The sequence below is a fragment of the Micromonospora sp. SD19 genome, from assembly GCF_054462275.1.
Window position 1 is genome coordinate 277,098 of the sequence record NZ_JBTLMN010000002.1, and the last position, 23,707, is coordinate 300,804.

At 72.5% G+C, this 23,707-nt stretch carries 19 protein-coding genes; 11 read left to right on the forward strand and 8 right to left on the reverse strand.

Features of this window, described 5'->3' with window-relative positions:
- Positions 1-3: 3 nt before the first annotated feature.
- Together ACX27O_RS08460 and ACX27O_RS08465 are read right to left on the reverse strand one after the other, a co-directional pair.
- Positions 4-1,182, reverse strand: coding sequence for a low temperature requirement protein A (locus tag ACX27O_RS08460; protein WP_458939190.1), 1,179 nt, complete (start codon positions 1,180-1,182; stop codon positions 4-6).
- Positions 1,183-1,353: 171 nt separating this feature from the next.
- The gene (locus ACX27O_RS08465; RefSeq protein ID WP_357634755.1) at positions 1,354-2,535 is read right to left on the reverse strand and encodes a low temperature requirement protein A; all 1,182 of its coding nucleotides are present in this window, start codon (positions 2,533-2,535) and stop codon (positions 1,354-1,356) included.
- Between the two features lie 170 nt (positions 2,536-2,705).
- Between ACX27O_RS08465 and ACX27O_RS08470 the strand changes: the two genes are divergently transcribed.
- The 4 genes from ACX27O_RS08470 (at position 2,706) to ACX27O_RS08485 (ending at position 9,366) form a co-directional block, all read left to right on the forward strand.
- Positions 2,706-3,566 carry a S1 family peptidase gene (locus ACX27O_RS08470; RefSeq protein WP_210866234.1) on the forward strand — a complete coding sequence of 287 codons (861 nt, stop codon included), beginning with the start codon at positions 2,706-2,708 and terminating at the stop codon, positions 3,564-3,566.
- An 82-nt stretch (positions 3,567-3,648) separates the two neighbouring features.
- Entirely contained in the window at positions 3,649-4,674 is a 1,026-nt protein-coding gene (locus ACX27O_RS08475) for a sugar kinase (protein ID WP_030335563.1), read from the forward strand.
- Positions 4,675-4,741: 67 nt separating this feature from the next.
- Positions 4,742-5,350 carry a bifunctional 4-hydroxy-2-oxoglutarate aldolase/2-dehydro-3-deoxy-phosphogluconate aldolase gene (locus ACX27O_RS08480; protein WP_030335564.1) on the forward strand — a complete coding sequence of 203 codons (609 nt, stop codon included), beginning with the start codon at positions 4,742-4,744 and terminating at the stop codon, positions 5,348-5,350.
- 302 nt (positions 5,351-5,652) lie between these two features.
- Positions 5,653-9,366 (forward strand): S8 family serine peptidase, encoded by a 3,714-nt coding sequence (locus ACX27O_RS08485; RefSeq protein ID WP_458939191.1) that lies wholly within the window; start codon positions 5,653-5,655, stop codon positions 9,364-9,366.
- Between the two features lie 61 nt (positions 9,367-9,427).
- On the opposite strand, the gene ACX27O_RS08490 is transcribed toward ACX27O_RS08485, so the two are convergent.
- From ACX27O_RS08490 to ACX27O_RS08505, 4 genes are read right to left on the reverse strand one after another with little or no spacing between them, the layout of a single operon-like run.
- Positions 9,428-11,476, reverse strand: a complete 2,049-nt coding sequence (locus tag ACX27O_RS08490) for a penicillin acylase family protein (RefSeq protein WP_358128206.1) — start codon at positions 11,474-11,476, stop codon at positions 9,428-9,430.
- Positions 11,473-12,297: an ABC transporter ATP-binding protein gene (locus ACX27O_RS08495; RefSeq protein ID WP_030327346.1), complete on the reverse strand. Its 825-nt coding sequence runs from the start codon at positions 12,295-12,297 to the stop codon at positions 11,473-11,475. The genes ACX27O_RS08490 and ACX27O_RS08495 overlap by 4 nt, the downstream gene beginning before the upstream one ends.
- A 29-nt stretch (positions 12,298-12,326) precedes the next feature.
- Positions 12,327-13,355 carry a FecCD family ABC transporter permease gene (locus tag ACX27O_RS08500; protein ID WP_030327348.1) on the reverse strand — a complete coding sequence of 343 codons (1,029 nt, stop codon included), beginning with the start codon at positions 13,353-13,355 and terminating at the stop codon, positions 12,327-12,329.
- Positions 13,352-14,464: a FecCD family ABC transporter permease gene (locus tag ACX27O_RS08505; RefSeq protein WP_458939192.1), complete on the reverse strand. Its 1,113-nt coding sequence runs from the start codon at positions 14,462-14,464 to the stop codon at positions 13,352-13,354. The genes ACX27O_RS08500 and ACX27O_RS08505 overlap by 4 nt, the downstream gene beginning before the upstream one ends.
- Before the next feature lie 73 nt (positions 14,465-14,537).
- Here ACX27O_RS08505 and ACX27O_RS08510 point away from each other — a divergent pair, with 73 nt between their 5' ends.
- From ACX27O_RS08510 to ACX27O_RS08535, 6 genes are all read left to right on the forward strand, one after another.
- Complete coding sequence (locus ACX27O_RS08510; protein ID WP_030327351.1) at positions 14,538-15,569, forward strand: ABC transporter substrate-binding protein; 1,032 nt, start codon at positions 14,538-14,540, stop codon at positions 15,567-15,569.
- A gap of 83 nt (positions 15,570-15,652) precedes the next feature.
- On the forward strand, positions 15,653-17,194 hold the full coding sequence (locus ACX27O_RS08515; RefSeq protein ID WP_387221718.1) for a pyridoxal phosphate-dependent decarboxylase family protein: 1,542 nt from the start codon (positions 15,653-15,655) through the stop codon (positions 17,192-17,194).
- 35 nt (positions 17,195-17,229) lie between these two features.
- On the forward strand, positions 17,230-18,507 hold the full coding sequence (locus ACX27O_RS08520; protein WP_210860591.1) for a lysine N(6)-hydroxylase/L-ornithine N(5)-oxygenase family protein: 1,278 nt from the start codon (positions 17,230-17,232) through the stop codon (positions 18,505-18,507).
- Positions 18,504-19,112 (forward strand): GNAT family N-acetyltransferase, encoded by a 609-nt coding sequence (locus tag ACX27O_RS08525; protein WP_036410436.1) that lies wholly within the window; start codon positions 18,504-18,506, stop codon positions 19,110-19,112. The genes ACX27O_RS08520 and ACX27O_RS08525 overlap by 4 nt, the downstream gene beginning before the upstream one ends.
- The gene (locus ACX27O_RS08530; protein ID WP_081883625.1) at positions 19,109-20,956 is read left to right on the forward strand and encodes an IucA/IucC family protein; all 1,848 of its coding nucleotides are present in this window, start codon (positions 19,109-19,111) and stop codon (positions 20,954-20,956) included. Before ACX27O_RS08525 ends, ACX27O_RS08530 begins: the two co-directional genes overlap by 4 nt.
- 49 nt (positions 20,957-21,005) lie before the next feature.
- Positions 21,006-21,506 (forward strand): anthrone oxygenase family protein, encoded by a 501-nt coding sequence (locus ACX27O_RS08535; RefSeq protein ID WP_030327356.1) that lies wholly within the window; start codon positions 21,006-21,008, stop codon positions 21,504-21,506.
- 33 nt (positions 21,507-21,539) lie between these two features.
- Here the strand turns inward: ACX27O_RS08535 and ACX27O_RS08540 are convergent, their stop codons facing one another.
- Positions 21,540-22,013, reverse strand: a complete 474-nt coding sequence (locus tag ACX27O_RS08540; protein WP_030327358.1) for a MarR family winged helix-turn-helix transcriptional regulator — start codon at positions 22,011-22,013, stop codon at positions 21,540-21,542.
- A 137-nt stretch (positions 22,014-22,150) separates the two neighbouring features.
- On the opposite strand from ACX27O_RS08540, the gene ACX27O_RS08545 reads away from it, so the two are divergent.
- Positions 22,151-22,711, forward strand: a complete 561-nt coding sequence (locus ACX27O_RS08545; RefSeq protein ID WP_030327360.1) for an NADPH-dependent FMN reductase — start codon at positions 22,151-22,153, stop codon at positions 22,709-22,711.
- Positions 22,712-22,765: 54 nt separating this feature from the next.
- Here the strand turns inward: ACX27O_RS08545 and ACX27O_RS08550 are convergent, their stop codons facing one another.
- Positions 22,766-23,704: an SDR family NAD(P)-dependent oxidoreductase gene (locus tag ACX27O_RS08550; protein WP_458939193.1), complete on the reverse strand. Its 939-nt coding sequence runs from the start codon at positions 23,702-23,704 to the stop codon at positions 22,766-22,768.
- Between the last annotated feature and the right edge of the window lie 3 nt (positions 23,705-23,707).

A 23,707-nucleotide genomic window follows, 5' to 3' on the forward strand; every position in this document is an offset into this window, starting at 1 on the left:
GGGTCAGTCGTCGGGTTGCCGCACCCGCAGGCCCGGCGTGGTCTCCCGGGCGGCTCCGGGCAGCAGGATGTGCGCCCACAGCCCGAGCGCGACGCTCGTGGTGACCAGCAGCGGTGGCCAGCGGCCGGCCCACGGCAGCGTCAGCAGCGGCAGGATGAGGCAGAGCATTCGCCGCCACGGCACGAGCATGGACACCAGCAGGGTGAACAGGACGCGGCCGATCACGAACAGGGCCGGGCCGCCCATGATCAGTAGCAGCCATCCCACCGGCGTCGTACCGGTCGGCCGGGCGACGACCAGGTCGAACGAGGCCGCCGTGCCGACCACCCCGGCCAGCATCACCAGATGGGTGTACGGCGCCACCCGCGCCGGGCGGCCCGCCCTCGCCCCGGCCTCCAGCAGTTCGCCGGCGCGAAAGACGTAGATCTGCCAGAGCAGCAGCATGACCGCGAACGCGCAGAACAGCGCGGCGACCCGGAGCCCGGTGAACTCTCCCCGACTCACCTGCAGGGTGGGCACCAGGATGATGTCGCCGAGGGCCAGGATGACGAACTGCTGGTACCGCTCGCCCAGATGAGCGGTGGTCCGCTCGTACTGGTCGAAGGGCACCCGGCCCAGCCCGGGCGTGGGGTAGCGGGCCGCCGCGGAGACCAGGTCGATCGCGATGGCGATGCTCCAGAGGGTCCAGTTCACCGTGTCGAACAGCGCGCCGGCGATCCAGAAGACGCCGGACACCAGGAACCAGAACAGGAACCGGGTGGCGCGGATCTCGGCCAACCGGTGCCGCTGTTGGTGCAGGCTGGTGATCAGGATGAAGCCGCGAATCACGTGCGTGCCGACGTACGCGACGGCGAAGACCAGCGCGTGCCCGCTGGCGATCTTGGGCAGCGACGCGCCCATCCCCACCGACCCGACCATGGCGACCATCAGGATGGCCTGGATGGGACGCTGCTGCGGGTCGTAGAACTCGGTGGTGGTGGCGGTGACCGACCAGGTCCACCAGATCGCGGTCAGCATCAGCAGGACCATCGTGGCGGTGGACCAGGTGTGGCGTTCCGCGAGCAGGGTCGAGGTCAGTGCGAGCGAGGCCACGAAGACCACGTCGAAGAGCAGCTCCAGCAGTGTGGCCCGGGTCGACCCGTCCGGACGGCGTACCAGCGCCCCGGTGCCTCCGGTGGTCATGCCGGGCCTCCCGCCGTTTCTTCCGAAAATTATCGGCGGTGTCGACACGGCTCGTCCCCGGATCGGCGATTCCCGCCGCTCACCGAGGGACGCCCGGAGGTTGGCACGGCGGACGCCCGCGCCCGGGACCTCGCCGAGGCGCCGGTGGGCACGTCGGTCGATGGCGCGCCGTCATTCGTCGGGCTTGCGCGTCCACAGGCCCGGTGTGGTCTCCCGTGCCGCTCCGGGAATCAGGATGTGACCGGCCAACCCGAGCGCCACGATCGAGGCCACCAGCAACGGCGGCCAGCCGCCGGCCCACGGCAGCACCAGCAGCGGCAGCAGTTGCCAGGCGACGCGCCGCCACGGCATGACCCACGACACCGCCATGGTGAACAGCACGCGACCGACCACGAACAGCGTCGGGCCGGTGATGATCAGCACGAGCCACGGCACCGGCGTCGTTCCGGTCGGCCTGCTGACGACCAGGTCGAACGTGGCGGCAGTGCTGACCACGCCGGCCAGCATGACCAGATGGGTGAACGGGGCCAACCGGGTGGCGCGGCTCCCCTTGGACCCGGCTGCCACCAACAACTCGCCAGCGCGGAAGACGTAGATCTGCCAGAGCAGCAGCATGACGGCGAAGGCGCAGAGCAGGGAGGCGAGCCGGAGGTGGTCGAGATGGCCCCGGCTGACCTGCAGCGTCGGCACCAGGATGATGTCGCCGAGGGCCAGGATGATGAACTGCTGGTACCGCTCGCCGAGGTGCTCGGTGGTCCGGCCGTACTGGGTGAGTGGCACCTTGCCCAGCCGGGGCGTGGGGTAGCGGGCCGCCCCGGCGACCAGGTCGATCGTTATGGCGATCCCCCAGAGCGCCCAGTTCGGAGTTTCTGACAGCGCGCCGGTGATCCAGAAGACGCTGGACACCGTGAACCAGAAGAGAAACCGGGTGGCCCGCTCCCTGGCCGTCTGGTGCCGCTGCCGGTGCAGGGCGGTGACCAGGATGATGCAGCGAATGACGTGCGTGCCGACGTACGAGGCCACGAAGAGCAGTTGGTGCCCGATGGTGACCATCGGCAGCGATGCCGCCATCGCCACCGACCCGACCATCGCAAGCATCAGGATGGCCTGGATCGGGCGTTGCTGCGGATCGTAGAACTCGGTGGTGGTCGCGGTGACCGACCACGTCCACCAGACGGCGGTCAGCATCAGCAGCAGCTTGGCGCCGCCGGCCCACGAGAGCTCTTCGGAAAACAGTTTCGACGTCAGGGCGAGGGCGGCCACGAAGACCACGTCGAAGAGCAGCTCCAGCAGCGTGGCCCGGGTCGACCCGTCCAGCCGGCGTACCAGCGTCGCATTCCCTTCGGTGGTCATGCCTGGCCTCCCGCCGCGTCTCCCGAGGATTATCGGTGCCCTGGCACGGGCCGTCCTCCGGATCGGTGATTCCCGCTGGTCGGGGAAGAGGGCGGGCGGAGCTTGCCACGGTGCGAGCGTCGCGCGATGCTGCACTGCATCCATCAATCTCGATCTCTTCGGAGGTTCGGATGCGTCGCTCCCCACTGGCCGCCCTCGCCCTGACCATCCTGCTGCTCGTCGCACCCGGCGCGGCGCAGGCCGCCGTCCCCGACCGGGCCGCCGCGCCCACCACCGACCCGGCGGCCCTGCTGAGCGGGGTACGCACCGCGGGCACCGCCTGGGGCCTCGACCCTGCCACCGGCCGGATGACCCTCACCGTCGACGACACCGTGACCCCCCGCGACCTGAGCGCACTGCGGACGGTGGCCGATCGGGCCGGCGCGCTGCTGCGCCGTGAACCCGGAACGCTGCGCCCGCTGATCGCCGGCGGGCAGGGCATCTACGGCGGCGGCGCGCGCTGCTCGCTCGGCGCGAACGCACGCAGCGGCAGCACCTACTACGTGATCACCGCCGGACACTGCACCGCGGCCGCCGCCACCTGGTACGCCGACAGCGCCCAGAGCACCGTGCTCGGCACCCGCACCGCCACCAGTTACCCCACCAACGACTACGGGCTGATCCGCTACACCGGTCGGATCGCCCACCCGAGCGCCGTCTACACCTACCCCGGCCTGCTGACCATCAACGGCCCCGGCAACGCGTACATCGGTCAGGCGGTGTGCCGCAGCGGCAGCACCACCGGGGTGCGCTGCGGCACGGTCACCGGTCTCAACCAGACCGTCAACTACGCCACCGGCGTGATCTACGGCCTGATCCGCACCAACATCTGCGCCGAGCCGGGGGACAGCGGCGGACCGCTCTACGTGGCCGCCACCGGCACCATCCTCGGCATCCTCTCCGGCGGCACCGGCAACTGCACGGCCGGCGGCACCACCTACTACCAGCCGATCGCGGAGGTGCTGGCCACGTACGGCCTGACGCTGCCCTGACCGCGGGACACCGCTTGCCCGTCCCGCGCGCGACACCTAGGCTCGGCGACGCCCAGCACCCCGCCGCGAGGACGTGTGCCCGATGCCGACCGACCCCCGACCTGACCAGGCGAGTGTGCCGGCCGGCTACCCGTCGGTGGAGGTGGCCGCGGTGGGGGAGACGATGGTGGTGCTCTGCCCCGCGCCGGGCGAGCCGCTGGAGCACGCCGAGCGGGTCGCCGTCTCGGTCGGCGGCGCCGAGTCCAACGTGGCCGGTTACCTGGCCCGCCTGGGACACCTGACGACCTGGGTGAGCCGGGTCGGCGACGACCCCTTCGGTCGGGCTGTCGTGCGGCACGTCGCCGCCGCCGGTGTCCGCGTCGACCAGGTGTGCGTGGACCCGGCCGCCCCCACCGGCCTGTACGTCAAGGACCCGGGCCCGCAGGGGACCGCCGTGCACTACTACCGGGCCGGGTCGGCGGCCACCCGGATGGACCCGGCCACGCTGGCCGACCCGGCGCTGGCCGGTGCCCGGGTGCTGCACCTGTCCGGGATCACCCCGGCGCTGTCCGCGTCCTGCCGGGCGCTTGTCGAGCACGCGGTGACCGACCGGCCGTTGCCGGCGGCACGGGTCAGCTTCGACGTCAACCACCGTGCCCGGTTGTGGTCCGCCGAGCAGGCCGCGCCGGTGCTGCGTGACCTCGCCAACCGCTGCGACCTCGTCTTCGTCGGGCAGGACGAGGCGGAGACTCTCTGGGGCGTCACCGACCCGACGGCCGTGCGTGAGGTGCTGCCCGCTCCGGAGACGGTGGTGGTCAAGGACGGCGCGGTCGGCGCCACCGCGCTGGTCCGCGACGCCGAACCGGTCTTCGTGCCCGCTCCCCGGGTGACGGTGGTGGAGCCGGTCGGTGCCGGCGACGCCTTCGCCGCCGGCTACCTGGCCGGGCTGCTGCGCGGCCTCGACCCCGTGCGGCGGTTGCGCCTCGGCCACCTGATGGCGGCGCAGGCGTTGACCAGCAGCGCCGACAACGCCCCGGTCCCGCCGTGGGCCTGGTTCGAGAAGCTGATCGACGCCCCGGCCGACGCCTGGTCGCCGCTCGACCTGACCGACCTGGGGGCGACGACCTGAGTCGGGCCGCCGGGTGGCGCCCCGGCCAGCAGCAACACTGTCACCGCGACCTCGGATGGAGTGTTCCATGACCACACCGGACTTCGACCACATCTTCGGCGGCGCCCGGGTGATGGCGATCCTGCGCGGCCTTCCGGTCGCCGAGACCGTTCGGCTCGCCGAGCGGGCCTGGGACCTCGGCATCGACGTGGTGGAGGTTCCGGTGGCCACCGCCGACGCGGTGCCGGCGCTGCGGGCCGCCGTCGCGGCGGGGGCCGAACGCGACCGGATCGTCGGTGCCGGCACCGTGCTCGACGTCGACCAGGTCGCCGCGGCGGCCGACGCGGGCGCCCGGTTCACCGTCGCGCCCGGCCTGGACCTCACGGTCGCCGACGCCGCCGCCGCGCGTGGCCTGCCGCACCTGCCCGGTGTGGCCACCCCCACCGAGGCCCAGCAGGCACTGCGGCACGGCCTCACCTGGCTCAAGGCGTTCCCCGCGATCTCCCTCGGGCCGGCCTGGTTCAAGGCCATGGCCGGTCCGTTGCCGCAGTTGCGTTTCGTCGCCACCGGTGGCCTCGACGCGGGCAACGCCGGCCCGTTCCTGCACGCGGGCGTCCGCGTGGTGGCCGTCGGCTCCGCCCTCTCCGACACCACCCAACTGGACGCCCTCGCCAAGCTAACCCGCACCACCCCCTAACCCCCCCGGCTCCGTCCCCCCGTCCCCCCGTCCCCCCGTCCCCCCGTCCCCCGTCCCCCCCTCGCCACCCCTTCCTCCGCCGTCGATCTTGCATTTGTGGTTGTCGATTGGGTCTGATTCAGGGCTTTGGTCGGCGCAGTAAGTGCAAGATCGACGGGCCGGAGGGCGGGGCGGGGGCCGGGGCGGGGCAGGGTGGCGGGTTTGTGCCATGACGTAACTGCGTCGGGGTGTGGGGGTGCGGTCGGGGCGGGTGTTACGTCGATGCTGTGGTGCGTACCACTTCTCGACACAAAGAGGTCACCGTGGCTCTGTCTCACCGGCGTCGCCGATCCGGGCTGATCGCCCTTGGCGCCGCCCTCACCCTGGCGGCCGGGTTCACCCCACCCGGCGCGGGAGCGGCCGCCGCCCCGCCGAACCACCCCGACCGCCCGGCGGGCCTGCCCCCGGCCGCCGCCGGGCGCGCGTCCACCGTCACCCTGATCACCGGTGACACGGTCACTGTCACCACCGCGGCGGACGGCAGCACGGTGTCGACAGTGCGCCGACCGGACGGCAGCACCCCGAGCTTCCACCGCACCGTGCGCGACGGCGACACCTACGTCTACCCGGACGCCGCGCTGTCCTACGTCACCAGCGGCCTGCTGGACCGGCAACTGTTCAACGTCACCGACCTCATCGCCGACGGCTACGACGACGCGCACACCGACGCGCTCCCGCTGATCGTCACGATGACCGACGCGGCGGCCCGCAACCGCACCCGGCCCGCACTGGACGGCGCCGAGCTGGTCCGACCGTTGGACAGCGTGCAGGGAGCGGCGCTGACCCGCCAACGCGCCACCGCCGACCGGTTCTGGACCGCGCTCACCGCCGGCTCGACCCGACGTACGGGCGACGCCCCGACCCTGGCCAACGGCATCGCGAAGGTCTGGTTGGACGGCCGGGTGCACGCCGACCTGGCCGAGTCCACCGCCCAGATCGGCGCGCCGACGCTGTGGGCCGAGGGCAACACCGCCGCCGGTGTCGACGTCGCGGTGCTCGACTCGGGGGCGGACGCCGAACACCCGGACCTCCTCGGCCAGATCGCCGAGTCCAGCAGCTTCGTGCCGTCGGAGCCCGACATCCTCGACTACAAGGGCCACGGCACGCACGTCGCCTCGACGATCGCCGGCACCGGCGCCGCGTCCGGTGGCGCCGAGCGGGGTGTTGCCCCCGGTGCCCGGCTGCACATCGGCAAGGTGCTCAACAGCGAGGGCAGCGGGCAGGATTCCTGGATCATCGCCGGCATGGAGTGGGCGGCCCGGGAGCAGAAGGCCCGGGTGGTCAGCATGAGCCTGGGTGGCGAGTCCACCGACGGCAGCGACCCGATGAGCCAGGCGGTCGACCGGCTCAGCGCCGAGACCGGCGCCCTCTTCGTGATCGCCGCCGGCAACAGCGGCCCGGCCACGATCGGCAGCCCGGGTGCCGCGAACTCGGCGCTCACCGTCGGCGCCGTCGACGCCACCGACCACCTCGCCGACTTCTCCAGCCAGGGCCCACGCGCCGGCGACGGCGGGCTCAAGCCCGAGATCACCGCCCCTGGCGTGGACATCCTGGCCGCCCGCTCGCATTTGGTGCGGGGCGGCTCCGGTGACTACACGCTGATGAGCGGCACGTCGATGGCCACCCCACACGTGGCCGGCACGGCCGCGCTGGTCGCCGCCGCGCACCCGGACTGGACCGGTCAGCGCATCAAGGAAGCGCTGGTCAGCACGGTCAAGGCCACCCCCGGGTACACCCCGTACCAGGCGGGTGCCGGTCGGGTCGACGCGGTGGCCGCCGCGCACGCCACCGTCTTCGCCACCCCGAGCGCGTACTCCGGCTTCCAGGCGTGGCCGCAGCAGCCGGGCATGACCGTCGACCGCACCGTCACCTACACCAATGTCGGCGGCACGCCGGTCGCGCTCAAGCTGGCCCTCGACGCGGCCACCGCGCCGACCGGTCTGTTCGCGCTCTCCGCCGACCGGGTCACCGTGCCGGCCGGCGGCACCGCCACCGTGACGGTCACCGCCGCGTACGACAAGCTGCCGGTGGAGAAGCAGGTCAGCGGCATGATCGTCGCCACCGACGGCGCCGGTGCGGTGCGTGGCCGCACCCTGATCGGGGCCGGCAAGGAGGGCCAGCGGCAGAACCTGACGCTGGTCGCCAAGGACCGGGACGGCAAGCCGCTCGTCGGCAAGGTCATCCTCACCGCCGACACCCTGTTCACCGCCGTGGACCTGCCCGAGAGCGGCACTGCGACGCTGCGGCTGCCGGTGGCGAGCTGGAACGGTTGGATCTCCGCGGACGTGCGCGGTGTGCACGGGCCGCACTCCAAGGGCATGGCGATGCTCAGCTTCACCGACGTCAACCTGGACACCGACCGCACCGTCACCCTGGACGCGCGTGCCGCCCGGCAGGTGCAGGCCCGGGTGCCGCAGGAGGCCACCGCCAGTGCGCTGCGGATGGACATCCACCGGTCCACGAAGAACGGTCTCACCGAGAGTCAGGTGCTGCCCGACGACTCGTACGACAGCATGTGGGCGTTGCCGACGAGCCGTCCGGTCACCGACGGCGAGTTCGAGTTCGGCGCCCGGTGGCGGCTGGAGCAGCCGGCGTTGACCGTCTCGGCGGGCGGTCGCTCGTACGACGATCTGTTGGTGAAGCGGGCCACCCCGGCGCTGCCGGCCGGTCGTCGTCAGCTGGACGCGGTCTATGTCGCTGACGCGTCGGCGGCGGGGCTGGCCAACCGGCCGGTCCGGGACCGGGCCGTGGTGGTGCGCCGCAGTGACAGCGTCGACATCGCCACCCAGGCGCGGGCCGCCGCGGCGGCCGGGGCGAAGCTGCTGCTCGTGGTGAACGACGGCATCGGTCGGCTGCAGCCCTGGGACGAGTTCGCGTGGAGCCCGGAGAGCCCGGCCCCGGTGACAGTGGCCACGCTCGGCGCGGACGAGGGTGGGCAGCTCATCGCCGCGCTGGAGCGCGGCGCGGTGCGGCTCACCGTCGAGTCGCACCCGGAGACCAGCTACCTGTACGACGTGGCGCACCACTGGTCCGGCACGGTGCCGGCCGACCCCACCTACCGGCCCACGAAGCGGCAGTTGGCCCGGGTCGACGTGGAGTTCCGCAACTACCGGCAGGGCAAGGCGTTGGAGTTCCGCACCGACGTCTGGCGCGGGTGGGCGTCCAGCAACCAGGAGCCGGCCCCGGCGCAGGGCCGGCGAACCGACTGGGTGAGCGCCGACCAGCGGTGGATCGACGACGCGTTCATCGCCGGCGAGACCGGTCAGCACCTGCAGGCGGTGACGACCTACCCGGCGGGCAAGCCGAGCGCCGTCACCTGGTTCGGGCCGATCCAGCGCCCCCGGATGGGTGGCGGCTACGTGCCGGTCCGATACCTGGACACCGTCTACCTGCCCGCACCCGGGTGGGGCGACGGAGGCGGTCACATCGGTGAGGCGTACGCCAACTACGACATGGTCAACCGGACCACCCTCTACCAGGGTGACCAGGAGCTGAACTGGGGCAACGCCGAGTACCTCCAGGTCTCCGGGCTGGCGTCTCCGCGGCTGCCGTACCGGCTGGTGGTGGAGAACGACCGGGCCGCCTGGAGCAACCCGTACTCCCGGCAGACCCGCACCGAGTGGGGCTTCACCTCGGCGGTGACGGGGGAGGAGTCGGCCGAGGTGCTGCCGATGATCCAGCTGGACTACCAGGTGGACATCGACGCCGCCGGCCGGGCGGCGCGGCGGGCACCCTTGACCGTGGTCGCCTCCCACCTGCCCGACGTCAGCGGCACTGTCGGCGCGGTGACGGTGGAGGTGTCCTACGACGACGGGGCGAGCTGGCAGAAGCAGCGGCTGACCCGGCACGGCGACGGCTGGCGTACCTCGCTGGCCGCACCGGCGACGGCCGGCTTCGTGAGCCTGCGCACCACCGCGCGCGACGCCGCCGGCAACACCGTGAGCCAGCGCATCACCAGGGCGTTCGGCCTGCGCTGACGCCACTGTGGCCGGCCGTCGCCGGGGGCGCCTCGGGCACCCCGGGCGGCGGCCGGTGCCGTCAGTCCCGCTCCTGCGTCAGCTGCTCCCAGTCGGTGACGACCGGCAGCAGCTCCCCGGCCAGCCAGGCGCGGCTCTGGTCGTCGTGGTGCGGGTCGCCGGGCACCCCGCACGCGCCCAGCGGGACCACCCACCGGCTGTCGCTGCGGCGGGCCAGGTCCCAGACGAAGCGCGCCGCCGGCCCCCGCAGGCACCAGTGGGTGACCCCGGGCACGCTGGAGGTGGCCAGCACGCAGTCGTGGTCACCGTCGAGCCGGGGACCGGACCCGGCGTCCGCGCCGGGCAGCGCCCGCCACAGCGCCAACCGGTGCAGGTCACCCCAGGGCACCTGCCCGGCGGCCGCGTCGCCGGCCTCCTCGGCCGCCGCGCTCACCAGCGCGCCGATGTCCACACCGGGCGGCGGGGTCGCGCCGAGCAGATGCTCCAGCGCGTAACCGACCCGCGGCGTCAGCGCCAGCCAGGGCGCGAACACCTCGGGGTACGCGGGCGGCTCGGCCAGCGCGGCCAGCGCCGGGTGGGCGGCGAGCCGGCGGACGACAGCCGCTCGCAGGATGGCGTAGGCGGCCGCGTCCGTGCTGTCGGCGGCCATCCGGCGATCCCAGGACAGCAGCCGGTCGCGCAGCGCGGCGGCGGCCGGGCCGAGCCCCGTCGACTCGGCGAGGACGGCCAGCAGCGGCCCGGCCGCGCCCAGGTACGTGTCGGTGTGCACAGCGGCCATCTCGTCGGCCGTCCACGTCGCCCGGGCGTCGAGCAGTTCGGTGATGCGGTGCGCCCGGTGCGGTGCGGCGAACTCCACCCCGAGCGGCGCCGCCAACCCGCGCTCGTTGGCCATCACCGCCCGACCGGCCACCTCGGCGCGGGGCATCGGCGCGTGCCAGCCCTGCCAGGCGTGCGCGGCGTCCCACCCGGGGACCACCCGCCGGCCGTTCTCCGGGTGCCGTACCGGCACCGCCCCGGCGACCCGGTGCAGCAGCCCTCCGGCGGTGTCCGCCGCCTGCACCACGTTGACCGGCTCCACCCAGTGCCGCAGCGCGTGATCCACGTCGGCCACCGTGCGGGCGCGCAGCAGCTCCGGCAGCGTCGCGAAACCGCTGTCACCCCGGACCCGGGGCGGGTAGCGCAGGCTGAGCGCCGTCTCGTCGTCGGGCCCACCGGCGATCACCGGACCACGATCGGTCTCCACCACCTCGACCTCGACCGGGTCGGCCCCGGCCACCTCGATCGTCTCGACGTGCCGGTGCGCCGGACGCCAGCCGTCCGGGCCGAGCGCCTGCACCCGCAGGCCGTCGCGGCGCAGCCGCTCCGCGTACACGTCCTGGTAGTCGGCCATCGCGTTGGTGATCGCCCAGGCCACCTCGCCGGTGTGCCCGAAGTGGGCGATGCCCGGCACGCCCGGCACCGCCAGCCCGATGACGTCGTACTCCGGGCAGGCCAACCGGATCTGCTGGTAGACACCGGGATCCTCAAGGAACCGGTGCGGGTCACCGGCGAGCAGCGCGGCCCCGGTGCCGGTGCGCTCGGCGGCGAGCAGCCACCCGTTGCTGCCGGCGACGGCCGGACCGTCGGTGGCGAACAGGTCGACCCAGTCCGGCCCGAGCCGCTGCGCGACGTGCTCGCGCCAGAGCTTGCCCGGGAACCCGGCGAACAGGATGTGGTGGCCCAGCCACACCGCGAGCGGTGTCCACGGCTCCCACCGGCCGGGGCGAAGCCCGGTGGCGGCGAACTCCGGCGACCGGGCAGCCCCGGCGGCGAGAGCGGCGTTGACGCCGTCCACGTAGGCGCCCACCCACTCGGCGGTCGCCTTGTCCAGAGCCGCGTGGCAGCGGCGGGCGGTGTCGTCGAGCCGGACCTGCCGGACGAACCGGTCCCAACCGAGCGCGTCCGGGCCGAGGAACGCCGCGCTGGTGCCCCGGGCCCGGTGCCGTTCCACCTCGATCTGCCAGGCCCGGTCGTACGCGGTCACCCGACCCTGCGCCGCCGCCAGGGCGAGCGGGTCGTCGGCCCGCAGGTGCGGCACCCCCCACGGGTCGCGGAAACGTTCTGTGCTCACGCCGGCTCCGGGGCCAGGGTGGTGGCCCGGCGTCGGGCCGCCGGGACGACCAGCGGGGTGCCCGTCTCCGGGTCGTCGATGACCCGACAGGGCAGACCGAACACCTCCGCCACCAGGTCGGCGGTGACCACCGACGACGGCTCCCCGGCGGCCACCACCCGCCCGTCGCGCATCGCGATCAGGTGGGTGGCGTAGCGGGCGGCGTGGTTCAGGTCGTGCAGCACCGCGACCAGGGTGCGTCCCTGCTCCTCGTGCAGCCGGGCGCAGAGGTCCAGGATCTCGATCTGGTGGGCGATGTCGAGGTACGTGGTCGGCTCGTCGAGCAGCAGCAGCGGCGTCTGCTGCGCCAGCGCCATGGCGATCCACACCCGCTGCCGCTGCCCGCCGGACAGCTCGTCCACCGCCCGGTCGGCGAGGTCGTCGACACCGGTCGCGGCCATCGACTCCTCGACCACCCGTTCGTCCTCGCGTGACCACTGCCGCAGCAGCCCCTGGTGGGGGTAACGGCCCCGGGCGACCAACTCGGCGACGCTGATGCCGTCCGGCGCGATCGACGACTGCGGCAGCAGACCGAGCGTCCGAGCCACGGTGCGGGCCGGCAGGTCGTGGATGTTGCGGCCGTCCAGCAGCACCGCACCAGCGCTGGGACGCAGCATCCGCGACAGTGCGCGAAGCAGCGTCGACTTGCCGCACGCGTTCGGGCCGATGATCACCGTGAAGGAGCTGTCGGGCACCGCCACGGTCAGGTTCTCGGCGATGGTGCGCTGGTCGTAGGCGAGGGTCAGCGCGGTGCCGCCGAGCCGGGAATCGCCGGGTCGCATGGGTGCTCCTTCGAGGGTGTCGCGGGTCTTCACAGCCGGCCCGCCCGGCGTTCCACGGCCAGCAGCCAGACCAGGTAACCGCCGCCGATGACGCCGGTCACCACGCCGACCGGCAGCTGGTGCCCGTCGAACGCGCGTTGGGCCAACAGGTCGGCGCCGGCCAGCAGCGCCGCGCCGACGGTCATCGACGGGACCAGGTTCGGGCCCGGTGCCCGGGTCAGCCGTTTCGCCACGTGCGGGGCGACCAGCGCCACGAAGGACACCGGCCCGGCGGCGGCCGCCGCGAACGAGACCAGCAGCACGGCGGCGGCGAGCAGCGCCAGGCGCAGTCGGCGTACCGGCACGCCCAGCGCGCTGGCCGCGTCGTCGCCCAGCTCCATCATCCGCAGCGCCGGGGCGCAGCCGACGAGCACCAGCGGCGCCAGCACGACCAGGACGGCGAGCAGCGGCCCGGCGTTGGCCCAGCCCCGCCCGTCCAGACTGCCGGTGAGCCAGAGCACCGCGCGGGCGGCGTCCATCAGGGGCGCCCGGGTCAGCAGGTAGCCGTTGACGCCGGTCAGGATCGCGGCCACCCCGATGCCGACCAGGATGAGCCGGTAGCCGTGCACTCCGCGCCGCCAGGCCAGCGCGTAGATCAGCAGGCCGGTGCCGAGCCCACCGGCAACCGCCGCGCCGGCCAACGCCAGGCTGCTGCCGCCCAGGACGACCACCACCAGCGCGCCGGTCGACGCGCCCTGGGTGAAGCCCAGGATGTCCGGGCTGCCCAGCGGGTTGCGGACCAGGGACTGGAACACCGTGCCGGCCAGCGCCAGCGCCGCACCGACCAACAGGGCGGTGACCAGCCGGGGCAGGCGCAGGTCGTACACGATGAACTGTTCCGCCACGGTGCCGCCGCCGGTCAGCGTGCGCAGCACGTCCGCCGGCCCCATCGGGTAGTCGCCGCTGCCCAGGGCCACCAGGCCGAACCCGGCCGCGAGCAACGCCGCACCGGCACCGACGCCCAACGCGCGGGGCCGGAACCGCACCGACAACCCCCCAGGGGTACGGATGACGCTCATGGTTGGGCCACCCGTCGGCGGGTGACCAGCCACAGGAAGAGCGGACCGCCCAGCACGGCGGTCACTATGCCGACCTGGAGTTCTCCCGGTCGACCCAGTACGCGGCCGAGCACGTCGGCGCCCAGCAGCAGCGCGGGCGCGAGCACCGCGCAGTACGGCAGCAGCCAGCGTAGGTCCGGGCCGGTCAGGGCGCGGACCAGGTGCGGCACCAGCAGCCCGACGAAGACGATGGGGCCGCACGCGGCGGTCGCGGCGCCGCAGAGCAGGGTGACCGCGACGATCACGGCGGCGCGGATGAGCGCGGGTCGAGCGCCGAGGGCGCGCGCCGCGTCGTCGCCGAGCGCGAGCGCGTTCAGCGGGCGGGCGGCACCGAGCGCGACCAGCAGCCCGATCACTATGAACGGCAGCACCCGGGTGACGGTCGCCGGGTCCGCGCTGGCCAGCGAACCGACCGTCCAGAAGCGCAGCCGCTCCAGCGACGCGGTGTCCAGCAGCATCACCGCGCTCACGTAGGAGTAGAGGGTGGCGTTGAGCGCCGCCCCGGCCAGCGCCAGCCGGGCCGGGGTGGCGCCCCGTCCGCCGCCGACGGCGTAGACGAGCGCGGTCACCGTCGCCGCGCCGAGCAGCGCGAACCAGACGTACCCGCCGACGGCGGTGACGCCCAGGAACGCGGCGGCGGTGGCGACGGCCGCGGAGGCACCGGCGTTGATGCCGAGCAGCCCGGGGTCGGCGAGCGGGTTGCGGGTGAGGGCCTGCATGATCGCGCCCGCCACACCGAGGGCGGCACCGGCCAGCAGCCCGAGCAGGGTGCGGGGGAGGCGCATCCGGTGCACCACCGCGTACTCGGCGGCGTCGCGGTGCAGCAACCCGGACCAGGCGTCGGCGAGCGGCATGGCCTTCGCGCCGACCGCGATGCTGAGCACCACGATCACCGCGAGCAGGGCCACGGCGGCGACCAGTCCGCCGGCGCGGGCCGCTCGGCGACCACGCCGGCTCGGGGGTGCGACAGCGCCCCGGGTCGACACGGAACGTGTCGGCCGGGTGGCGGTGGGTGTGGCGTCCAGTGTGGGCTCCGGGGTGGTGGCGAAACGGCGAACCGCTGTTGACAATGACCGAGGTTAGGCTAACCTAACCCCGCTGCCCTGGTCGAGCCCGGCCAACCCCTGATCGAAAGACACCACCATGCCCGATGCCCTGTCCGCCCGCCGTCTCTCCCGCCGTGGTCTCCTGGCCGCCGGTGGCGCCGCCACGCTCGCCACCCTGCTCGCCGCCTGCGGCACCGGTGACGCCCCCAAGCCCGCTACCGGCAACGGAGGCGGCCCCTGGTCGTTCACCGACGACCGGGGCAGGAAGGTCGAGGCGCCGGCCCGCCCGACCCGCGTGGTGGCCTTCACCGGCGTGGCGGCCGCACTGATCGATTTCGGTCTCGACAAGCAGCTCGTCGGCGTGTTCGGTGAGACCAAGCGTGCCGACGGCACGGCCGACCCACAGGCCGGCGACCTGAACGTCGAGGGCGTCGAGATCCTCGGCAACGTGTGGGGCGAGTTCAGCCTGGAGAAGTACGCGGCGCTGCGCCCCGAACTGCTGGTCACCCACATGTACGACCCGGACGCGCTCTGGTACGTGCCGGACGAGAGCAAGGACAAGATCCTCCCGCTGGCGCCCAGCGTGGCGGTCACCACCGCCCGGGTGCCGATGACCAAGCCCATCGAGCGGTACGCGGCACTTGCCGAATCGCTCGGCGCGGACCTGTCCGCCAAGAAGGTCACCGACGCGAAGGCCCGCTTCGACGCCGCCGCCGAGGCGGTCCGGCAGGCCGTCAAGGCCAACCCCGGCATCAAGGTCATGGCCTGCTCGGGCAGCCCCGACCTGTTCTACGTCTCCAACCCCAAGGTGAGCACCGACCTGATGTACTTCGCCGAGCTGGGCGTCGACATCGTGGTGCCCACCAAGCTCGAAGCCGGCGACTACTTCGAGGCGCTGAGCTGGGAGAGCGCCGGCAAGTTCCCCGCCGACCTGATCCTGCTGGACAACCGCAGCACCGCGCTGCAGGCCAAGGACCTCACCGCCAAGCCGACCTGGCAGCAACTGCCGGCGGTGAAGGCCAACCAGGTGAGCGCCTGGGACGCGGTGCCCCGCTTCTCGTACGCCGGCTCCGCGCCGCTGCTGGAGAACCTCGCCACCGCCATCCGGAACGCGAAGAAGGTCAGCTGACGAACACCGCACCTACCCGAGGCGCACCGCCGCGCCTGGGGTGGGTTCCGGCTGCCCTCGTCGAGAACGTGGAAGGACATCCCGTGACCGTGCCGACGTACCCCGTCGAGACCACCACGCCGCCGCCGTCGGCATCGACCACCGCGCGGGCCCAGCTGCTGCACGGCGGCTCGGTCGAGCAGTACCGCCGGACAATCGCCGACGGCGTCGACCGGGTCGCCCGCCGGGTGGCGACAGTGGACCGCCCCGGCACCGGAATCACGCCGACCGAGCTGGCCCCCCTGGTCGACCGGGTCGACCTGGACCGTCCACTGGGCGACGCGGGCGCCGCGCTCGACGAGCTGGAGAACGTCTACCTGCGCGACGCCGTCTGGTTCCACCACCCCCGCTACCTGGCCCACCTCAACTGCCCGGTGGCCATCCCGGCGCTGCTCGGTGAGGCGGTGCTCACCGCCGTGAACTCCTCCCTGGACACCTGGGACCAGAGCGCCGGGGCCACCCTCATCGAGCGCCGGCTGATCGACTGGACCGCCGAACGGATCGGCCTCGGCCCGCACGCCGACGGCATCTTCACCAGCGGCGGCAGTCAGTCCAACCTGCAGGCGCTGCTGCTGGCCCGCGAGGAGGCGTGCGTCGGCGCCGTCGGCCCGTCGGCACGCGCCGAGCTGCTTCCCCGGCTGCGCGTGCTCACCTCCGCCGCCGGTCACTTCAGCGTGCAGAAGTCGGCCAAGCTGCTCGGCCTCGCCCCGGACGCGGTGATCGCGGTACCCACCGACGCCCGGCGACGGATCCGGCCGGCCGCCGTCCGCGCGGAGATCGCCCGGTGCCGGCAGGCGGGGCTGGTGGTGATGGCGGTCGTCGGCACCGCCGGCACCACCGACTTCGGTTCGATCGACCCGCTCACCGAGCTAGCCGAGATCTGCGCGGCGGCCGGCGTCTGGCTGCACGTGGACGCCGCGTACGGCTGCGGTCTGCTCGTCTCGCCGACGCGCCGGCACCTGCTCGACGGCATCGAGCGGGCCGACTCGGTGACCGTCGACTTCCACAAGTCGTTCTTCCAGCCGGTCAGCTCCAGCGCCCTGCTGGTCCGCGACCGGCGGACGCTGCGGCACGTCACCTACCACGCCGACTACCTCAACCCGGCCCGGATGGTGGAGCAGCGCATCCCCAACCAGGTCGACAAGAGCCTGCAGACCACCCGCCGCTTCGACGCGCTGAAGCTCTGGCTCACCCTGCGGGTGATGGGCCCGGACGCGCTCGGCACGCTCTTCGACGAGGTCGTCGACCGGGCCGCCGACGCCTGGCAACTGGTCAGCGAGGACCCACGCTTCGAGGTGGTGACGCGCTCCGAGCTGAGCACCGTGGTGTTCCGCTACCTGCCCACCGGCCCCGGCCGGGACCTGGCCGACGCCGCGAACCTGCACGCCCGGGAGGCCCTCGCCGCGTCCGGTCTCGCCGTGGTCGCCGGGACCCGGGTCGACGGCCGGCACTTCCTGAAGTTCACACTGCTCAACCCGGAAACCACTGTCGACGACGTCGGGTACGTGCTCGACCTGCTCGCCACCCACGCCGGGCGGTACGTGCACGACCACGTCACCGCCGACCTGACCTGCCCCGTCGGCTGACGCCGGTGACCACGAACCCGCGCCTGGAGACCCCGATGTCCACCCACGACTTCGTCGCCATCGGGTTGGGCCCGTACAACCTGGGCCTGGCCTGCCTCACCGCGCCGATCGGCGAACTCGACGGAGTGTTTCTGGAGGCCCGGCCGAGCCTCGCCTGGCACCCCGGCATGCTGCTGGAGTCGGCCCGGTTGCAGACCCCGTTCATCGCCGACCTGGTCAGCCTCGCCGACCCGACGTCGCCCTTCTCCTTCCTCAACTATCTGAAGGAGATCGGCCGGCTCTACCCGTTCTACATCCGGGAGAGCTTCTACCCGTTGCGCAGCGAGTACGACGCGTACTGCCGGTGGGCGGCGGCGAAACTGCCGAACCTGCGTTTCGGTCAGACCGTGACCACAGTGGAGTACGACAGCACCGACGAGCGGTACGTGGTGCGGGCCGCCACCGGCACGGGGGAGACCGTCGAATACCGGGCCCGGCATCTGGTGCTCGGCACCGGCACCCCGCCGCACCTGCCGCCGGCCGTCGCCGGACTGCCCGGCGACGCCGTGCACAACTCCCACTACCTGGAGCACCGCGCGGCGCTGCGCACCAAGCGCAGCATCACCGTGGTGGGCAGCGGGCAGAGCGCCGCCGAGATCTACCACGACCTGCTCGGTGACATCGACCGGTACGGCTACCAGCTCAACTGGGTGACCCGCTCACCGCGGTTCTTCCCGCTCGAATACACCAAGCTGACGCTGGAGATGACCTCACCGGACTACGTGGACTACTTCCACGCGCTGCCCGAGGCGACCCGCTACCGGCTGGAGTCCGCGCAGAAGGGCCTGTTCAAGGGGATCAACGCCGACCTGATCAACGACATCTTCGACCTGCTCTACGCGCTCAGCGTCGACGGACCGGTGAACACCCGCCTGCTCACCAACACCGAGCTGGTCAGCGCCGAGCACCAGGACGGTGGGTACACGCTGGGGTTGCGTCAGGTGGAGCAGGAGCGCGACTTCACGCTGCGTACCGAGGGCCTCGTCCTGGCCACCGGCTACCACTACCGGGTGCCGGAGTTCCTCGCGCCGGTGCGCGACCGGATCCGCTGGGACGCGCACGGCCGCTTCGACGTGGCCCGCAACTACAGCATCGACCACAGCGGACGGGGCATCTTCCTGCAGAACGCGGGCACCCACACGCACAGCATCACCTCACCGGACCTGGGCATGGGCGCCTACCGCAACTCCTGGATCATCTCCGAGCTGCTCGGCCGGGAGCACTACCCGATCGAGAAGAGCATCACCTTCCAGGAGTTCGGGGTGTCGTCGTGACCACCGCCTTCACCCGCGTCGACGAGCGGCTCGGCGAGTTCGCGCTGCGGCCGCTCGACCCGGACGCCGACGCGGCGCTGCTGCACGGCTGGGTGACCCACCCGAAGGCGGCGTTCTGGCTGATGCAGGACGCCGACGAGGCCCAGGTGGCCGAGGAGTACCGGCGGATCGCCGGGCACCCGCACCACGACGCGTACCTCGGGCTGTGGCGGGGGAGCCCGGCCTTCCTCGCGGAGCGCTACGACCCGGCCCACGTCGAACTTGTCGGCCTCTACGATCACCAGCCCGGTGACGTGGGCATGCACTTCCTCTGCGCGCCGGTCGGCACACCCGTGCACGGCTTCACCCGGGCGGTGATCGGCACCGTGATGGCATGGCTCTTCGACGATCCGACGACCCGACGGGTGGTGGTCGAGCCGGACGTGCGCAACACGGCCGTGCACGCGCTGAACGCCGCCGTCGGGTTCACCGTCGTCGGCCCGATCGCCAAGCCGGAGAAGGACGCGCTGCTCAGCGTCTGCACCCGAGCCCAGTTCCAGGCCGCCGCCGACCGTGCCGCCGTCGACCCCGCCGCCGCCACCCGAACCGAAGGAGCCCCGGCGTGACCACCACCGCCGCCCCCAGCCACCCGCCCGTCGCCACCGCGTACCCCGCCTCCGGCGACCCGGTCGGGCACCTCACCCCGCAGCGGTGGGCCCGGGCCAACCGGCTGCTGGTCCGCAAGGCGCTCGCCGAGTTCACCCACGAGCGGCTGCTCACCCCGCAGGCCGTGGCCGGCCCCGACGACCGGCAGTGGTACGAGATCCACAGCGACGACGGCACTGTCAGCTACCGGTTCGCGGCGCGGGTACTCGCCCTGTCCCACTGGCAGATCGACGCGGACAGCATCACCCGGCACCGCGACGGCACGTCGCTGGCACCGGACGCGGTGGACCTGATCGTCGAACTGCGCGACACCCTCGGGCTCTCCGCGCGGGTGCTCCCGGTCTACCTGGAGGAGATCACCTCCACCCTGGCCGGTACCGCGTACAAGCTGACCCAGGCCGCGCCGAGCGCCGCCGAGCTGGCCGAGGCGGACTTCCAGACCATCGAGACCTCGATGACCGAGGGCCACCCCTGCTTCGTGGCGAACAACGGTCGGCTCGGCTTCGGCGTCGACGAGTACCACCGGTACGCGCCGGAGGCCGCCGCTCCGGTGCGGTTGGAGTGGCTGGCCGCGCACCGGGACCACTCGACGTTCAGTAGCGCCGCCGACCTCGACTACGACACGCTCATCGAGGGCGAGCTGGACGCCGGGACCCGGGCCCGGTTCGCGGCCACGATGACCGATCTCGGGCTGGACCTCGCCGACTACCACCTGATCCCGGCGCACCCGTGGCAGTGGTGGAACAAGCTGGCCGTCACCTTCGCCGGTGAGCTTGCCGAGCGTCGGCTGGTGCACCTCGGCCCCGGGCCGGACGTGTACCTCGCCCAGCAGTCCATCCGCACCTTCTTCAACGTCAGCGAGCCGGGCCGGCACTACGTCAAGACCGCCCTGTCGGTGCTGAACATGGGCTTCATGCGGGGGCTGTCGGCGGCGTACATGGCGGCCACCCCGGCGATCAACGACTGGCTGGCCGACCTGATCGCCGGCGACGAGGTGCTGACCGGCACCGGGCTGACCGTCATCCGGGAGCGGGCCGCGGTGGGTTACCGGCACCGCCAGTACGAGGCGGCGACCGACCGCACCTCCCCGTACCGCAAGATGTTGGCCGCCCTGTGGCGGGAGAGCCCGGTGCCCGACCTGGCGCCGGGGGAGCGACTGTCCACCATGGCCGCGCTGCTGCACGTCGACGACGAGGGCCGGGCACTCGCGGCGGCACTGATCGCCCGGTCCGGCCTGGCACCCGAGGTGTGGCTGCGCCGCTACCTGGACGCCTACCTGACCCCGCTGCTGCACAGCTTCTACGCGTACGACCTGGCCTTCATGCCGCACGGCGAGAACGTCATCCTGGTCCTCGACGAGCAGGACACGGTCCAGCGGGTGATCTTCAAGGACATCGCCGAGGAGATCGCGGTGATGAGTTCCGACGTCGAGCTGCCGGCGGCGGTGGAGCGGATCCGCGTCGAGGTGCCCGACGACACCAAGCTGCTCAGCATCTTCACCGACGTGGTGGACTGCTTCCTGCGGCACCTCAACGCGGTCCTGGTCGAGGCAGGTGTGCTCGCCGAGGACGACTTCTGGCGTACGGTCGCGGCCTGCGCCGCCGACTACTTCGACCGGGTGCCACACCTGGCCGAGCGGGTCCGCCACTACGACCTGTTCGCGCCGGAGTTCACGCTGTCCTGCCTCAACCGGCTGCAGTTGCGCGACAACCAGCAGATGATCAACCTGGCCGATCCGTCGGCGGCACTCCAGTTCGTCGGCACGCTCACCAACCCGCTGGCCGCCCACGCGCCGGCCCGGTGACCGCGAATCGCGGTTGATCATTGTTGCCGTCAGCGGGTGCAATAGGCGGATGGGAGTCCTGAGCACCGCCAGCCTGTTCGCCGCCACAGTGACCACCGGCCTGACCGCCGGGTTGTTCGCCGCCTTCGCGTACGCGGTCATGCCGGGTCTGGCGCGTACCGACGACCGGACGTTGGTGCTCGCCATGCGGCGGATCAACGAGTCGATCCTCAACGGATGGTTCGCGGTGTGCTTCGGCGGCGCGCTGCTGTTCACGCTGCTGGCGGCGGCGCTGCAGCTCGGTGCCGGGCGTCGGACGGTGTTGCCGTGGGTCGCCGCCGCACTGCTGCTGTACCTGGTGGTGCTCGGCGTCACCGCCGTGGTCAACGTGCCGCTCAACAACGTGCTGGCCCGCGCCGGCGACGTCGACGACGGCACCGACCTCGCCGCCCTGCGGTCGCGTTTCGAGCTCACCTGGGTACGCGGCAACGTGGTCCGGGCCGTCGCGTCGACCGGCGCCTTCGGGTTGCTGGCCTGGGCGCTGGTGGCGCAGGGCCGGCTGTCCGGCTGAGCCGGGTGAGTGACCGACCGGGCCGCCGCCGGCTCAGTCGGTCGGCTCCGCGGTGCCGGCGCGCTGGAACGCGAGGGCCAGTTGGGTGAGGTCGAAGCCTTCGAAGTGCTGCAGGAACCGGCGGCGTACGGCGGCCAGGTGGCTGGGCCAGGACTCCGTCAGGCGGGCGAAGCCGGCGTCGGTGAGGACGGCGTTCCAGCCGCGCGCGTCCTCCTCGCACCGTTCCCGCCGGACCAGCCCCTGCGTCTCCAGCCGGATGATCGTGCGGGTCATGCCGCTGAGCGAGAGGTGGCAGAGCGCTGCGAGCTCGTTCATCCGCATCCGCCGCTCCGGCGTCTCGGAGAGGTTCATCAGCGCGGTGTACTCGGTGAGTGGTAGCTGACGGTCACCGACCATGTCGGCGTCGATCACGCGGGGCAGCACGTGCATCACCTGGCCCAAGGCGCGGACCAGGGCTTCCTCGTCCGGGCTGAGGGGTTGCGGAGTCGCTGCTGAGGGATCGGGCATCCTCATATCATACTTGTTTGACTGAGCAAATGCTTACCCTCCGTGTGACCACGCCCATAGGGCACATATTTGCTTGACCAATCAAGCACCGGTTAGCGTTCCCGTCGTCCGGCACGCACCTCTGAAAGGCACCACACATGACCAGGATCGGGATCATCCTCGGCAGCACCCGCCCGGGGCGTAACGGCGAGGCCGTCGCCCGCTGGGTGCTCGAGATCGCCAAGCAGCGCTCCGACGCGGAGTACGAGCTGATCGACCTGCTCGACTACCAGCTGCCGCACCTCGACGAGGCGTACCCGCCCTCAATGGGCCAGTACAGCCAGCCGCACACCAAGCGGTGGGCCGAGACGATCGCGTCGTTTGACGGGTTCATCATCGTCACCCCCGAGTACAACCACTCGACCTCGGGTGCCCTGAAGAACGCCATCGACTTCCTCTACGCCGAGTGGAACAACAAGGCCGTCGGCTTCGTCAGCTACGGCTCGGTCGGCGGCGCGCGCGCCGTGGAGCACCTGCGTCTGATCTCCGGCGAGCTGCAGATGGCCGACGTGCGCTCGCAGGTCGCGCTGTCGCTCTTCACCGACTTCGAGAACTTCAGCGTCTTCAAGCCCGGCCCGTTCCAGCAGGACGCGCTGAACACCACCCTCGACCAGGTTGTCGCCTGGAGCGCGGCGCTCGCCCCGCTGCGCAAGGGCTGAGCGTTCGCTGATCCGGATACGGCCGCGGGGGATCCCGCGGCCGTATCCGGGCATTCAGGCCAGCCGTGCGCCGGCGAGCAGGTCCAGCGAGAGCTGCCACAGTCGGACCGCCGCCACCGGATCGGTCGCGTGGTCGGCCACGCCTCGTAGCGGCGTCTCCGGGCTGTGGCGTACCGCCTGCTCGCAGTCCTCGAAATACCGGCCGCCGATGCCCGCCAGATGCGGCCCCGCGGCAAGCAGCACAGAGGTCGCCGCGCCCTGCTGCGGGGTCTTGAAGTCGTACGCCGGAAGGCTCGCGTAGTCCTCCTCGGTGAGGTGCCGCCCCAGGTTCGTGGCGACGGCGCCCGGGTTGGCCGCGTTGACGGCGATGCCGTCGTCGGCCCAGCGCCGGTTCGCCTCGACAGCGAACAGCGCGGTGGCGGTCTTCGACTCACCGTAGGCGAGGAGACGGTCGTAGGGGCGTTCCCGGAAGTTGACGTCCTCGAAGACCATCGGGGCCTGAACGTGGGCGATGGAGCTCAGTGACACCACGCGGGCCCGACCGGCGCTGGCGAGTGCCCGGTGCAGCCCTGTGGCGAGTGCGAAATGGCCGAGGTGGTTCGTGGCGAACTGCAACTCCCAACCCTCCGCGGTCCGCATCTCGGGGGTCGCCGACACCCCGGCGTTGTTGACCAGCATGTGCAGGGGCCCGTCCCAGGCGGCGATGAAAGCGGCGACCGACCGTTGGTCGGACAGGTCCAACGACGCGACCCGGACCAGCCGGTCCACGGCCCCGGTGTCGATCTCCCGAGCGGCCCGTTCTCCGGCCCGCACGTCCCGTACCGCCAGGGTCACCTCGGCGCCGGCCATGGCGAGCGCCCGGGCGGTCTCCACGCCGATGCCCGAGGAGGCGCCGGTGACGATGGCGCGCTGCCCGGTCAGGTCGACACCGGCCACGACGTCGGTGGCGGTGGACCGGGCGTTGAACGGTGTGGTGACGCGTGTTTCAGCCATGAT